This window comes from Frigoribacterium endophyticum, assembly GCF_011759585.1.
Classification (GTDB): domain Bacteria; phylum Actinomycetota; class Actinomycetes; order Actinomycetales; family Microbacteriaceae; genus Frigoribacterium; species Frigoribacterium endophyticum.
In genome coordinates this window covers 395,574-409,509 of the sequence record NZ_JAAOYV010000001.1, presented here as the reverse complement: position 1 = coordinate 409,509, position 13,936 = coordinate 395,574, and the positions used below count along the sequence as shown (strand labels likewise).

General features: G+C 76.3%; 14 protein-coding genes. 11 read left to right on the top strand and 3 right to left on the bottom strand.

Features of this window, described 5'->3' with window-relative positions; all coding sequences use genetic code 11:
* Nucleotides 1-48: 48 nt before the first annotated feature.
* A complete protein-coding gene (locus tag FHR77_RS01940) occupies nt 49-2,199 on the top strand; it encodes an MMPL family transporter (protein WP_167258404.1) in 2,151 nt (716 codons plus the stop codon).
* Here FHR77_RS01940 and FHR77_RS01935 read toward each other — a convergent pair.
* Nucleotides 2,124-2,744: a thermonuclease family protein gene (locus tag FHR77_RS01935; protein WP_167258402.1), complete on the bottom strand. Its 621-nt coding sequence runs from the start codon at nt 2,742-2,744 to the stop codon at nt 2,124-2,126. The genes FHR77_RS01940 and FHR77_RS01935 overlap by 76 nt on opposite strands.
* A complete protein-coding gene (locus FHR77_RS01930; protein WP_167258400.1) occupies nt 2,741-4,129 on the bottom strand; it encodes an MFS transporter in 1,389 nt (462 codons plus the stop codon). Before FHR77_RS01930 ends, FHR77_RS01935 begins: the two co-directional genes overlap by 4 nt.
* 150 nt (nt 4,130-4,279) lie before the next feature.
* Here FHR77_RS01930 and FHR77_RS01925 point away from each other — a divergent pair, with 150 nt between their 5' ends.
* From FHR77_RS01925 to FHR77_RS01915, 3 genes are all read left to right on the top strand, one after another.
* Nucleotides 4,280-4,417: a hypothetical protein gene (locus tag FHR77_RS01925; RefSeq protein ID WP_167258398.1), complete on the top strand. Its 138-nt coding sequence runs from the start codon at nt 4,280-4,282 to the stop codon at nt 4,415-4,417.
* 271 nt (nt 4,418-4,688) lie between these two features.
* A complete protein-coding gene (locus tag FHR77_RS01920; RefSeq protein ID WP_167258396.1) occupies nt 4,689-6,761 on the top strand; it encodes a carboxypeptidase regulatory-like domain-containing protein in 2,073 nt (690 codons plus the stop codon).
* A 259-nt stretch (nt 6,762-7,020) separates the two neighbouring features.
* Nucleotides 7,021-8,232, top strand: coding sequence for an alcohol dehydrogenase catalytic domain-containing protein (locus FHR77_RS01915; RefSeq protein WP_167258394.1), 1,212 nt, complete (start codon nt 7,021-7,023; stop codon nt 8,230-8,232).
* A 70-nt stretch (nt 8,233-8,302) separates the two neighbouring features.
* Here the strand turns inward: FHR77_RS01915 and FHR77_RS01910 are convergent, their stop codons facing one another.
* Complete coding sequence (locus tag FHR77_RS01910) at nt 8,303-8,755, bottom strand: VOC family protein (protein WP_167258392.1); 453 nt, start codon at nt 8,753-8,755, stop codon at nt 8,303-8,305.
* A gap of 152 nt (nt 8,756-8,907) precedes the next feature.
* On the opposite strand from FHR77_RS01910, the gene FHR77_RS01905 reads away from it, so the two are divergent.
* From FHR77_RS01905 to FHR77_RS01875, 7 genes are all read left to right on the top strand, one after another.
* A complete protein-coding gene (locus FHR77_RS01905; protein WP_167258390.1) occupies nt 8,908-9,894 on the top strand; it encodes an aldo/keto reductase in 987 nt (328 codons plus the stop codon).
* Between the two features lie 156 nt (nt 9,895-10,050).
* A complete protein-coding gene (locus FHR77_RS01900; RefSeq protein WP_167258387.1) occupies nt 10,051-10,329 on the top strand; it encodes an acylphosphatase in 279 nt (92 codons plus the stop codon).
* 270 nt (nt 10,330-10,599) lie between these two features.
* Nucleotides 10,600-11,202, top strand: a complete 603-nt coding sequence (locus tag FHR77_RS01895) for a methylated-DNA--[protein]-cysteine S-methyltransferase (RefSeq protein ID WP_341777184.1) — start codon at nt 10,600-10,602, stop codon at nt 11,200-11,202.
* A 1-nt stretch (nt 11,203) separates the two neighbouring features.
* The gene (locus tag FHR77_RS01890; RefSeq protein WP_167258385.1) at nt 11,204-11,758 is read left to right on the top strand and encodes a sigma-70 family RNA polymerase sigma factor; all 555 of its coding nucleotides are present in this window, start codon (nt 11,204-11,206) and stop codon (nt 11,756-11,758) included.
* Nucleotides 11,755-12,339 carry a methylated-DNA--[protein]-cysteine S-methyltransferase gene (locus FHR77_RS01885; protein WP_167258383.1) on the top strand — a complete coding sequence of 195 codons (585 nt, stop codon included), beginning with the start codon at nt 11,755-11,757 and terminating at the stop codon, nt 12,337-12,339. The genes FHR77_RS01890 and FHR77_RS01885 overlap by 4 nt, the downstream gene beginning before the upstream one ends.
* The gene (locus tag FHR77_RS01880; RefSeq protein WP_167258381.1) at nt 12,336-12,935 is read left to right on the top strand and encodes a DNA-3-methyladenine glycosylase I; all 600 of its coding nucleotides are present in this window, start codon (nt 12,336-12,338) and stop codon (nt 12,933-12,935) included. The genes FHR77_RS01885 and FHR77_RS01880 overlap by 4 nt, the downstream gene beginning before the upstream one ends.
* Entirely contained in the window at nt 12,932-13,891 is a 960-nt protein-coding gene (locus tag FHR77_RS01875; protein WP_341777183.1) for a DNA-3-methyladenine glycosylase 2, read from the top strand. The genes FHR77_RS01880 and FHR77_RS01875 overlap by 4 nt, the downstream gene beginning before the upstream one ends.
* Nucleotides 13,892-13,936: the final 45 nt, after the last annotated feature.

Genomic DNA, 13,936 nt, shown 5'->3' with positions numbered 1-13,936 from the left:
CGTGCAATACTCTCAGCAACTAAGACTTCCATCAACTGAAGGACACTCGTGCGCGCACTCGCCCGCCTCGTCAGCGGCCACCGGTCGGCCTGGGCCGTCCTCGGCGGCACCCTCGTCGCCGTCGCCCTGCTCTTCGCCCTCCTGCCCTCCGGCGGCGACGACGCGTTCCCGCCCTCCGGGCTCCCCGACGACAGCCAGGCGGCGGAGGTGACCGCCCTGCTCGACGAGTTCCCTTCGTCCGACACGACCGTCGGCATCGTCGTCTGGAGCCGAGGAGGCGCCGCCCTCTCCGACGCGGACGTCGCGTCGGTCTCCGCCCGCGCCGAGGCCCTCGCCGCCCTGTCGACCACCCCGCAGGCCGTCCGCCCGCAGGTCAGCGACGACGGCGCCGCGGCGCTCGTCGCCGTGCCGCTCGCCGCCGCCGACGTCGACGCCGACCTGTCGGGCGTGGCCGGCGAGCTGCGCGACGCCGCCTCGGAGGGGCTGCCCGACGACCTCTCGGCGTACCTGACCGGGCCCGTGGGCTTCCAGGACGACGTCTCGAACTCGTTCGCGGGGGCGGACTTCCGCCTCCTGCTCGTCACGGTGGTCGTCGTCGCCGTGCTGCTGATCGTCACCTACCGCAGCCCCGTGCTGTGGATCGTGCCGCTCGCCGTCGTCGGCGTCGCCGACGGCCTCGCGGGGCGGGTCGTGGCGGCCCTGGCTGAGCCGCTCGGGGTGACCGTCGACGCCTCGATCTCGGGGATCCTCTCGGTGCTCGTCTTCGGCGCGGGCACGAACTACGCGCTCCTGCTGGTCGCCCGCTACCGCGAGGAGCTGCTGCGCGACGACGACCGGCACCGGGCGATGCGCACCGCCGTGACGAGCGCCGGGCCGGCGATCGCGGCGAGCGGCGGCACGGTCGCGCTCAGCCTCGCCACCCTCGTGCTCGCCTCCCTCGCGGGCAACCGCGCCCTAGGCGTGGCCTGTGCCCTGGGCGTCGTGGTCGCGGTCGTCTTCGCCCTCGTCGTGCTGCCGGCCGCCCTCGTGGTCTGCGGTCGCGGGCTGTTCTGGCCCTTCGTGCCCCGCGCCTCCGCCCCTGGCTCCCTCGGCGCCGACGAGCCCCACCACCACGCGGCCCGGAAGCAGGGCGCCTGGGAGCGCCTCGGCCGGGGCGTGCAGCGCCGGCCGGTGGTCGTGAGCGTCGCCGCGGTCGCCGGGCTCGGAGTGCTCTGCCTGGGCCTCGGCGGCTACGCGGTCGGCCTCTCGCAGACCGACCAGCTGCTCGGCGACCCCGACTCGGTCACCGCCCAGCGCATCGTCGACGACTCGTTCTCGGCCGGCCTCACCAGCCAGACGACGGTGCTCGTGCCGTCCGCGGCGGCCGCCGACGCCGTGGCCGAGGCCGAGGGCGTCGACGGCGTCGACTCCGCGACCGCCGGCGAGGAGGCCTCCGGGCTGACCCGCGTCGACGTCCAGCTCGCGGCCGAGCCGGAGAGCGACGACGCGTTCGTCGCCGTCCAGGCGCTCCGCGACGCCTACGCCGGGGCCGGAGGCGCGGTGTCGGACGCCCTCGTCGGCGGCAGCGACGCGACGGCCTACGACGAGCGCACCGCCGCGCAGGCCGACCTCCGCCTGATCGCCCCGATCATCCTCGCCGTCGTCTTCGCCGTCCTGGCCCTGCTGCTCCGGTCGCTGGTCGCCCCGGTGCTGCTCATCGCGTCGGTGCTCGCCACCTTCACGGCGAGCCTCGGCGCGTCGACCTGGCTGTTCCAGCACGTGCTGGGGTTCCCGGCCCTCGACACGGCGGTGACCCTGTACGCCTTCCTCTTCCTCGTGGCCCTCGGGGTGGACTACAACATCTTCCTCACGACCCGGGCGAGGGAGGAGCGCGAGCGGCACGGCACCCGCGAGGGCATGGTGCGCGCGCTCGCCTCGACGGGCGCCGTCATCACGAGCGCGGGCGTGCTGCTCGCGGCCGTCTTCGCCGTGCTCGGCGTGCTGCCGGTCGTCGCCCTCACGCAGGTCGGCGTCGTCGTCTGCATCGGCGTGCTGCTCGACACCCTCGTCGTGCGGACCGTGCTCGTGCCGGCGCTGGTCTTCCTCACCGGCGACGCGTTCTGGTGGCCGAGCCGGCGCCGCGGTCAGCCGCAGGCGGACCAGAGGCCGACGCCCGAGCCCTCGGCCGTGGCCTCGGCGGCGACGAAGGCGTCGCGGTAGCGGTACGGGTCGTCGTAGGTGTCCTCACGGCCGTACCCCTGGGCGACCAGGTCGTGGTTGAGCATCACCCCCGCGGGCGTCCAGACGTAGCGCAGCAGGCGGTCGTACCGGTCGGCGTCGCCCTGCGAGGCGTCGGCCTCGAGCCAGACGACCGACCCCGCCGGCAGGCTCGTGGTCGTGAACGCGCTCGCCTCGGGGCCGAAGCAGTCGACCGGGGCGTCGGGCTGCACGGTCTCGGGGGTGTCGACGCCGATGAGGCGGACGCGCTCGCGCGCACCGCCGTCGGCGAGCACGACGATCACGGTGTCGCCGTCGACCACGCGCTCGACCGTGGCCTGCGCGGCGCCCTCGGGGACGGCGGCGGGCACCGCGACCGCGGGAGACGAGCCCGTGCCCGGGACCGAGCCGGCGCCCGGGCCCGACCCGTCGCGCGAGCCGTCCAGGAGCTGCGGGAACGCCACCACGACCACCGCGGCCACGACGACGACCACGACGCCGAGCAGCGACGACCGACGACGGCGGCTCCGCGCGCGACCGCCGCTCACTCGGCGAGCCTCGTGCCGCGCAGCTCGGGCAGGGCGAGGGCCGCGGCGGCCGCGACGAGGAACACCGCGCCGAAGACGACGAAGAGCAGGGGCGCGCCGCCCAGCACGAGCAGCGGGGGCACCGAGAGGGGCGCGACGATCGAGGCGACGCGCCCGACCCCGGCGGCCCAGCCCGACCCCGTGCCGCGCAGCCGCGTCGGGTAGAGCTCGGGGGTGACCGCGTACAGGGCGCCCCACGCCCCGAGGTTCGCGAACGACAGGGCCGCGCCCGAGACCACGATGTGCGTCGCGCTCCCGCTGACGACGCCCGCCCCGAACGCGGCGGCGGCCACCGCGGAGCCGAGCAGGAAGGCCGCCAGGGTGGCCCGACGGCCCCAGCGCTCGATGAGCCAGGCCGAGACGGCGTAGCCGGGCAGCTGCGCCAGCGTGATGAGCAACGTGTACTCGAACGACTTGACGAGCGGGAAGCCCGCCTCGACGAGCAGCGTCGGCAGCCAGACGAAGGCGCCGTAGTACGAGAAGTTCGTCGCCGCCCAGACGAGCCACAGGGCGACCGTCCGCCGGCGGAGCCCGTCGCGCAGGAGGGCGGAGAGGGAGGCTCGGCGAGCGCCCGACGCGACCCGCGCCTCCTCGAGGGCCGTCGCCCTGGTCGCCGCGGCCGCGACGTCGGCCGGGTCGGGGGCGGGCACCCCGGCGGCCCGCTCGAAGGCCCGGACGGTGCGCTCGGCCTCGTCGTGCCGCCCCCGCGACTCGAGGTACCGCACCGACTCGGGCATGCGCAGCCGCACGAACACGGCGTACGCCGCCGGGAGGGCCCCGATCAGCAGCGCCCAGCGCCAGCCGTCGTTGCTGGTCGGCACCACCAGGTAGCCGACCAGCGCCGCCGCGATCGAGCCGACCGCCCAGAACGCCTCGAGCAGCACGACGACGCGGCCGCGGATGCGACGCGGCGAGAACTCGGAGACGAGCGTCGAGGCCACCGGCAGCTCGGAGCCGAGGCCCAGCCCCACGACGAAGCGCAGCACGAGCAGCGCCCCGACCGACCAGCTGAGCGCGGAGACGCCGGTCGCCAGGCCGTAGACGAGGAGGGTGAGGGCGAAGACGGTCTTGCGCCCGAGGCGGTCGGACAGCGTGCCGCCGAGGGCCGCGCCGATCGCCATGCCCGCGAAGCCGGCAGAGGCGACGAACGCCAGCGCGCCGCGGTCGGAGCTCCAGACGACCGCGAGCTGGGCGATGACGAACGAGACGAGGCCGACGTCGAGGGCGTCGAGGGCCCAGCCGACGCCGCTGCCGACGAGCAGCCGGCCGTGCTTGCGGGTGAAGGGCAGCTCGTCCAGGCGCTCGGTGCGCGTGGGCGGTGCCTGCGTGGCGACGTCGTCGGTCATGGTGCCTCTCGGGCGCTGTCGGGTAGGGCGTCCTCGACACGCCCTGCCGTGCGTGAGCCGTGAACATCGACGAGGGTAGCGAGCATCGGGGCACCGCACCGTAGGCTCCGGCGCACCGGTCCATCGTGGACGGGCGACGGAGGCACCACCATGGCAGAGAAATCGACGAAGAAGTCCACCAAGACGACCGCGACGCGGTCGCTCAAGGAGAAGCGGGCCGACAAGAAGGACAAGCGCGGCACCGCCTCCCACTCCGAGGACGCCGTCTCGAACGTCAAGAAGCGCTAGCTCCCTCCGAGCGCCGCGTCGGCGGCAGCGCCCCGGCACCGTCAGCCCCCGTCACCCCGGGAGGCGGCGGTGCCGTTCTCGTCCCCGGTCGCCGATCCGTCGGTGACAGACGCTCAGCTCGCGGCTAGCCTCGGGGGACGGGCTCATCAGGGGGCCCGGTCGAGGGGACCACGATGACCACGTCTGCCGCCACACCCGCTCCCACGCCCGCCCCGAAGCCCGGGCCCGGCCCGCGGCCCGTCCCGGCCGCCTCGGCCACGGCGCCCGCCGCGTGAGGGCCGCGCTCCGCCGCGGCGCCGCGGCCGGCACCGTCGCCGTCGTCGCGCTCGGGCTCGCCCTCGCAGGGGCGACCACCGCCTCCGCCGCCCAGGCCGGCGCCTGGGGCAGCTTCACGCTCAGCGGGAGCGCTCGCGAGTGGTCCGGCACGATGTCGCTGCCCGGCGGCTTCCCCGAGACGACCTTCACCTCGACCTCGCGCCAGGCCACGGTGCCGAGCGGCTCGAGCACCTGGCAGGCCGCCTCCACCGCGCCCGGCGAGCGCTACGGGTCGAGCCGGGGCCTGCCCTACCTCAACCTGCGGCCGCAGCTCGACCGACCCGTCGCCTCCGCCGCCTCGGTCACCACCTACACGTTCGGCTCCGCGACCCCCTCGGCCGGCTGGTCGTTCGTGCTCGGCGACATCGACGCCGACCAGGTGACCGTCACCGCGACCGACCCGGCCGGAGCGGCCGTGCCCGCCTCGGCGCTGGGCTTCGGCTCGGCCTACAACTACTGCCGCGTCGCCGGCGGCCCCTCGTGCGACGCGGCCGGCCTCGGCGACGTGCCCACCTGGGACTCCTCGACCGGCGTGCTGCTCGGCAACGCCGGCGCCCTCGACACCGAGGGCGCCGCGGCCTGGTTCAGCCCGACCGTGCCGCTCGGCTCGCTCACGCTGACCTTCCAGCAGCGCTCGGGCTTCCCGGTCTTCCAGACCTGGTTCGCGACGCGGACGCAATCGCTCACCGGCACCGTGACCGAGGGAGGCGCGGCCTTCCCGGCAGCGGCCGTCACCGTCCGCGACGCCTCCGGCACCGTCGTCGCGGAGACCACCACGAACGCCCGCGGCGAGTACGTCGTGCCGGCCCTCACCGCCGCGCCGGGCTGGCGCGTCACCGTCGAGCCGCCGGCGGGGACCCCCGCCGCGGAGGACGTCGTCGTCGACCTGACGTCCGCCGACGGTGTCGCCGACGTCGCCTTCCCGACCGCGCCGGCGCCCGCGCCGACGTCGGTCGCGGTCACCGCGACGATCGTCGACACCGAGGGGACGCCCGTGCCTGACCTGCCGCTGAGGCTCGTCGAGCGCGCCTCGGGCGCCACGGTGGCCGAGGTCACCACGGCCGACGACGGCACGGCGACCGTCGCCGACCTCGCCCCGACGACGTCGTACGAGCTCTTCCGCGCCGACACGGGCGAGTCGCTCGGCACGCTCGTGCCCAACAGCGGCGGCGTGCTGCCGGTCGGCTTCTTCCGCCCGGTGCCCGCGCCGGCCCCCGAGCCCACCGTCGAGGTGAGCGGCACGATCGCCGGCCCCGACGGAGCGCCCGCCGCGGGCGCCACGCTCGACGTGGTGCTCGTGCCGGCCGACGGCGGCGAGCCCACCGAGACCGTCGCGACCGTCGAGACCGACGCCGCGGGCGGCTTCGAGGTCGACGGGCTGCTGCCCGAGACCGACTACGTCATCGTCGTCGACGAGCAGGCGGAGGCGGCGGTCCCGTTCACCACCCCGGCCGCCGGCGCCCCCGCGACGCCGCTCGTGCTCGAGGTGCCCGCGCCCGAGTCGGTCAGCGTCGACGGCACGGTCGTCGACCAGGACGGCGAACCCGTCGCCGATGCTCCGGTCGCGGTGCTGCCCGCCACCGGCGACGCGCCGGTGGCCGAGACCACGACCGACGCCGACGGTCGCTTCGTGCTCGACGGCCTCGACCCCGGCACCGACTACCGCCTCATCGTCGACGGCGACGTCGCCGGTGCCGTGCCCTTCACGACAGGGTTCGCGGACGCCGGGCTCGGCACGGTCGCCGTGACCGTCGTGGCGCCCGAGCCGACGCCCGGCCCCACGCCCGAGCCCTCCCCCGGCCCCACGGCCGGACCGGCGCCGACGGCGAGCGCGGCCCCCGTGGCCCCCGGCACGGCCCCGACGGTCCGTCCCGCCGGGCGGCCCGGCGACCTCGCCTTCACGGGCGCCGACGCGTCCTGGCCGCTCGGCCTCGGGGCGGCGCTGCTGGTCGTGGGCCTCGGCCTCGTGACGGGCCGAGCCGTGCTGCGGCGCCGACAGCGGGCCGTCGTGAGCGGGTCGGAGGACTGACACCGCGCCTCCCGCGCCCCTCGGCCCCGCCGCCGGTCACCCGACCGGCGACGGGGCCGCCGTGCTGACCGGGCTGACGTGCTGACCGGGCCGCCGTGCTGACCGGGCCGGCGTGCTGACCGGGCCGTACCCCGTTCACGGAGCGGACTCGGCGGGTGGCGGGGCGACGCCCGGCCTACCGTCGTCCGGGCACGCGGCACGGCCGCGTGTGCCCGTGGGCCATCCCGCCCACAGACCCGCAGAGCCCAGGAGGAACCCCGTGAAGGCAGTCGTCTGGCACGGCGTCGGAGACATCCGTCTCGACGACGTCGAGCAGCCCACCATCACCGACCCGAACGACGCGATCGTGCGCGTCACCCGCAGCGCGATCTGCGGCACCGACCTGCACTTCGTGCGCGGCACGATGGCGCCGATGGTCGAGGGCACGATCCTCGGCCACGAGGCCGTCGGCGTCGTCACCGAGGTCGGCGACGCCGTGCGCGGCTTCAGCCCCGGCGACCGGGTGATCATCGACAGCACGGTCTCGTGCGGCGCGTGCCGGTACTGCCGCGAGGGCCACACCGCGCAGTGCGACGTCGCGAACCCGAACGGCCCCGACGCCGGCACGAGCTTCTTCGGCGGGCCCGCCTCGACCGGCCCGGTCGATGGTCTGCAGGCCGAGTACGTGCGGGTGCCGTGGGCCCGGAACACCCTGCACCCGCTGCCCGACACGGTCAGCGACGACCAGGCGATCCTGCTCAGCGACATCTACCCCACCGGGTGGTTCGGGGCCGAGCTCGCCGGCGTCCGCCGCGGCGACACCGTGGCCGTGCTCGGCGCCGGCGTCGTCGGCCAGTTCGCGATCGCGTCGGCGTTCCAGCAGGGCGCCGCCCGCGTGATCGCGATCGACCACCTCGAGGACCGCCTCGCCCAGGCCCTGGCCCAGAACGCCGAGGTCGTCGACTTCAGCCGGGAGGACCCGGTCGCGGTCGTCAAGGAGCTCACGAACGGCATCGGCGTCGACGCCGTCATCGACGCGGTCGGCGTCGACGCACAGCACGCCGCCCACGGCCCGGCCGCCCCCGACGCCGAGCAGGCCGCCGCGTTCGAGGCGGAGGTCGCGCAGGTCGCGCCCGACGCCGCCCCGCAGGGCGACCAGTGGGTGCCGGGGAACGCGCCGTCGCAGGCCGCCCGCTGGGCCGTCGAGATGGTCGCCAAGTACGGCCGCATCGGCATCATCGGCGTCTACGCACCCACGGTCGAGACGTACCCGATCGGTGCCGCGATGCTCAAGAACCTCACGGTGCGGATGGGCAACTGCGACCACCACTCCGTCACGCCGCCGCTCATCGAGCGCGTCGCCGCCGGGCTGTTCGACCCGACCGCGCTGATCACCGAGCGCGAGCCGGTGACCGACGCGATCGCGGCGTACGAGGCGTTCGACCGGCGCGAGCCGGGGTGGCTGAAGGTCGAGCTGACGACGGGCTCGTAGCCGGGCCGCGACGCGGGGCCTTCGGGAGGCGCGGTGCGGGCGGGGCCGGCACCGCGCCTCCCCCAGGCGGTCAGGCGACCGTCGTGCCCGCGCGCATCTCGTCGACGCTGAGCTCCGGGGCACCGCCCGCGGCCGCGGCCGGATCCATCCAGACGAAGTCCCAGTGGTGGCCGTCGAGGTCGTCGAAGCTCTTCGAGTACATGAAGCCGTGGTCCTGCTCGCCGGCCGGCGTCGCCCCCGCGGCGAGCGCGGCGGCGTACGTCGCGTCGACCTCCTCCTTGCTCTCGGCGCTGAGGGCGAGCTGCACCTCGGTCGAGGTGGTGGCGTCGATGATCGTCTTGCGGGTGAACTCCGCGAAGAACGGCCTCGTGAGCAGCATCGCGGTGATCGTGTCGCTGATCACGACGCTGACGGCGTTCTCGTCGCTGAACCCCTCGTTGATCGAGTACCCCAGGGCCTCGAAGAAGGCGCGCGACCGGGCGACGTCGTCGACGGCCAGGTTGACGAAGATCATGGTGGGCATCGGTGCGCCGCCTCTCTGCGGGGCGCCGGCGGCCCGTCGCCGCCGGTCGTCTCCCGCATGATGGCGAGGCGCCGTCGACCGTGTCAAGACCCGTGGGCGCGAGGTGTCCCCCTCCCAGCGGGCACCCCGACAGCGGGTGTTGCGTGGTCTGCATGAAGCACACGACACTCGGCAACGTCGACGGCGGACTCGACGTGGGCCGCCTCGGCCTCGGCCTGATGGGCATGTCCGCGTTCTACACCGGCAGCGGCACCGACGACGACGAGTCGGTGCGGGTGGTCCACGCCGCGCTCGACCACGGCGTGACCCTGCTCGACACCGCCGACATGTACGGCCCGCACACGAACGAGCAGCTGCTGGGGCGCGCCCTGCGCGGCCGACGCGACGGCGTCGTCGTCGCGACCAAGTTCGGCAACGTCACCGACCCCGAGGCGCGGAAGGAGCGCGCGGTCGACGGCCGGCCCGAGTACGTGCGCCGCTCGATCGACCGCTCGCTGCAGCGGCTCGGGCTCGACCACGTCGACCTCTACTACCAGCACCGCGTCGACCCGCAGGTGCCGATCGAGGAGACGGTCGGTGCCATGGCGGAGCTCGTCACGGCGGGCAAGGTCCGCCACCTCGGCCTGTCCGAGGCGGCTCCCGAGACGATCCGCCGGGCCCACGCCACCCACCCGATCACCGCCCTGCAGACCGAGTGGTCGCTCTGGAGCCGCGACCCCGAGGCCGAGATCGTGCCGCTCGTGCGCGAGCTCGGCATCGGCTTCGTGCCGTACTCGCCGCTCGGCCGCGGGTTCCTCACCGGTGCCCTGCGCTCGGTCGACGAGCTCGCCGACGACGACTTCCGCCGCTTCGCGCCGCGGTTCAGCGGGGACAACCTCGCCGCGAACGTCCGCATCGTCGAGCAGGTCGACGCCGTGGCCCGCGAGGTCGGGGCGACGCCCGGCCAGGTCGCGCTGGCGTGGCTTCTCGCCAAGGGCGAGGGAGTCGTGCCGATCCCCGGCACGAAGCGCCGCACGTACCTCGACGAGAACGTCGCCGCCGACGACGTCGTGCTCACGGCCGCGCAGGTCGAGCAGCTCGACGCGGTGGCCGCGCCCCAGGGCGACCGGTACGCCGACATGTCGACGGTCGACCGCTAGCGCGGACGGCCCACGGCGGGCGGGTGCGAGCCGGGCGGGCGTCGACGACGGACCGCCCGGGTCGCACCCGCCCGTCGTCGTGACGGGGCAGGGCGGCCGGGCAGGGCGGCCGGGCTAGGCGGGCCCGAGCGCGGGAGGCGCGGGTACGGTCGCAGCATGGACGACGTGATCAGACGGCGCGCGGTGGTCCGCGGCCTCGTGCAGGGCGTGGGCTTCCGCTTCTCTACCGAGGGCGAGGCCGACCGGCTCGGCGTCGCCGGGTTCGTGCGCAACCTCCCCGACGGCACCGTCGAGACGGAGGCCGAGGGCACGCCGGAGGCGGTGGGCCAGCTGCTGGAGTGGCTCACGGAGGGCCCGCGGGGCTCCCGCGTCGACGGGGTCGACGTGAGCGAGCTGTCGCCGATCGGCGAGGGCGGCTTCGAGACGCGCCACTGAACGGCAGCGTCGGCGGGCGGCGGGCGGCGGGCGGCGGGCGGCACCGTCGGCGAGGGCCCGCGTGCCGGGACCCGGCCCGGGAGCTCGCACGCACCCGACAGCGTGGAGTCCCCGGACCGGGCTGCACCCGAGGGTGCACCAGCTTGTCTACCAGGTCGGTCGGTGCACTCGCCCACCGGTCGGGGGACGAACTCGCGACGGCCACCTCACATCCGCCCCCTCTCGCGCGTCTGCAGCGTGGGTAGCATCGGCAGAGGCGAGGAGACGACCGTGACGGAGACCGGCAGCGCGCGCGGAGCGGGCACCACGGGCACGGGCAGGGGCACGGACGACGCAGCCCCGACCGCGGCCCCCGACGCGACGGTCGTGCACACCACCACGAGCACGCCCGTGGGCCTGCTGACCGTCGCGGGGGGCGTCGACGGGCTCGTGGGCCTGTGGTTCGAGGGCCACCGGCGCGGGCCGACCCGCGACTCCCTGGGCGCGCGCTCCGACGTCGGCACCGGCGCGAGCGACTTCGGCGAGGTGGCCCGGCAGCTCGGGCAGTACTTCGCCGGCGAGCGGACGGCCTTCGACCTGCCGCTCGCGCCGCGCGGCGACGACTTCCGCCAGCGGGTCTGGGCGGCCCTCCGCACGATCCCCCACGGCGAGACCCGCACCTACGGCCAGCTCGCCGTGGGCCTCGGCGGGGTCGGGCTGGCCCGGGCCGTCGGCGCCGCGAACGCGCTGAACCCGCTGAGCATCGTCGTGCCGTGCCACCGGGTGGTCGGCGCCGGCGGGGCCCTCACCGGCTACGCGGGCGGGCTGGAGCGCAAGAGGTTCCTGCTGGCCCTCGAGGAGCCCGCCGAGCGGCGCGAGAGCCGGCTGTTCTGACGTGGGCCCGTTCGACCGCGCCGTCGAGCAGCACGGGGTCACCGTGCTGCGCGTCTGCCGTGCCCTGCTGCCGCCGGCCGACGCCGACGACGCCTGGTCGGAGACCTTCCTCGCCGCGCTCGTCGCCTGGCCCGGGCTGCCGCCGGGGACGAACGTCGAGGCCTGGCTCGTGACCGTCGCGCGCCGCAAGGCCCTCGACGTGCTGCGCGGGCAGGCCCGCCGAGCGCTCCCGGTCGAGACGCTGCCCGAGCCGCCCGCACCCCGGCCCTTCGACGAGGTGCTCGCCCGTGACGACGAGCTGCTCGACGCCGTCCGCGGGCTGCCGCACCGCCAGCGCGTCGCCGTCGTCGGCCACCACCTCGCCGGGCTCAGCCACCGCGAGGTCTCGGAGGCCACCGGGGTCAGCCACGACGCCGCCCGCCGGGCGGCGAGCGACGGGGTCGCCGCGCTGCGGACGGCGCTGGTGCCCCCGCCCCCGCCCCCGGCGCCGCCCTCGGACCCGCACCGGGCGCTCCCGCCCGCACCCCGCCGTCGCCGACCCGGAGGACCCTCGTGACCGACCCGACCCCCGCCGAGCAGGTCGACCTCGCCGTGCTGCGCGCCCGGCTCGCCGCCGGCGCGGCCGACGCCGGCGTGCTCGACGTGGCCTGGAGCACCCTCGACTCCCCCGTCGGCCGCCTCCTGCTCGCCGCGACGGAGGTCGGCCTCGTGCGGGTCGCCTTCGAGGTCGAGGGGCACGACGCCGTGCTCGACCGACTCGCGACGACGGTCAGCCCGCGCGTGCTGCGGGCCCCGGCCCGGCTCGACGCGGCCGCTCGCCAGCTCGACGAGTACTTCGCCGGCCGCCGTCGCGCCTTCGACCTGCCGCTCGACCGGCGGCTCTCGCGGGCGTTCCAGCTCGCCGTGCTCGAGCACCTGCCCGAGATCCCCTACGGTCGGACGGCGAGCTACGCCGCCGTCGCCGCGGCGGCGGGCAGCCCCCGCGCCGTGCGGGCCGTCGGCACGGCCTGCGCGACCAACCCGCTGCCGCTCGTCGTGCCGTGCCACCGCGTGGTGCGGAGCGACGGCGCGGCCGGCCGCTACCGTGGCGGCCCCGAGGCCAAGGCCCTGCTGATCGACCTGGAGGCGACACCGTGAGCGACGTGGTGATCGGCGACGACGGGCTCGCCCGCCCCGCCTGGGCGGCCGTCGACCCCCTGATGCGCGAGTACTACGACACCGAGTGGGGCATGCCCGTCCGCGACGAGCGGGGGCTGTTCGAGCGGCTGAGCCTCGAGGCGTTCCAGTCGGGGCTGTCGTGGGCGACCATCCTGCGCAAGCGGCCTGCCTTCCGGGCGGCGTTCCGCGACTTCGACCCCGACGTCGTGGCCGCGTTCGACGACGACGACCGGGCACGACTGATGGCCGACGCGGGCATCGTCCGCAACCGGCTCAAGGTCGACGCGACCGTCGCCAACGCCCGCGCCACCGTCGCCCTGCGCGACGCGGGCGGGCTCGTGGACCTCGTCTGGTCGTTCCGGCCCGCCGAGACGCCCCGCCCGGCCACGGCGGCCGAGGTGCCGACGACCTCGCCGGAGAGCGTCGCCCTGTCGCGCGCCCTGAAGTCCGTGGGCTTCCGGTTCGTGGGCCCGACCACCATGCACGCCCTGATGGAGGCGACGGGCATCGTCGACACCCACCTCGTCGACAGCCACCGGCGCGGGTCGTCCGGGGTGTGGGCGGAGACGCCGTGACGGCCGGGGGCACGGCCCCGGGGGGCTCCGCGGCGGAGCCGACCCGCGACTCCCGCGCTCGTCGCCTGTCGCTCGCCGTCGACGGCGACTACGACCCGGCCCACGCGGTCGGCCTGCTCGCCGCGCACAGCGTGCCGGGCGCCGAGCTGACCGACGTGGCGGCCTCGACCCACTCCCGGGTCGTCGACCTCGGCGGGGCCGGGGTCGACGGGGCCGCTCGGCTCGGCCGGCTCGACGTGCACTTCGGCCCCGACGTCGTCGAGGTCGACGTCGTGCCCGCCGACGGCGTCGACCTGGGCCCGGCCGACCTCGACCGCGCCGCGGCGCTGACCCGGCGCTGGCTCGACCTCGACGGCGACACCGGCGCGGTGCAGGCCGCGCTCGGCGCCGACCCGGTGCTGGGCCCGCTCGTGCGGGCCCGGCCGGGCATCCGCGTCACCGGCAGCCCCGACGGCTTCGAGACGGCGGTGATGACCGTGCTCGGGCAGCAGGTCTCGCTCGCCGCGGCCCGCACGTTCACCGGGCGGCTCGTCGCCGCGCACGGCGTCGACGTGCCCGGCACGGGCCTCCGGCGCTTCCCGCGCGCGGAGGCGCTGGCCGCCGTCGACGTCGACGAGCTGCGCGCCGCGGTGGGCGTGACCAACGCCCGGGCACGCACGCTCTCGGCCCTGGCGACGGTCGTCGCCGACGGCCTGGTGGTCTCGCCCGACGTCGACCTCGCCGACGCCCGACGACGGCTGCTCGCCGTGCCGGGCATCGGCCCCTGGACGGTCGAGTACCTCGCCGTGCGCGCCCTCGGCGACCGCGACGCGTGGCCGGCCGGCGACCTCGTGCTGCGCCGGGTGCTCGGCGGGGCGACCACGAAGGAGGCGGAGGCGGCCTCGGCCCCGTGGTCGCCCTTCCGCGCCTACGCCCTGTTCCACCTCTGGGCCGCGGTGCTGCCGACCGCGCCCTGAGCGGGGCCGGCAGCACCCCGGAACGCCGCAGCGCCCCGGCGGGCG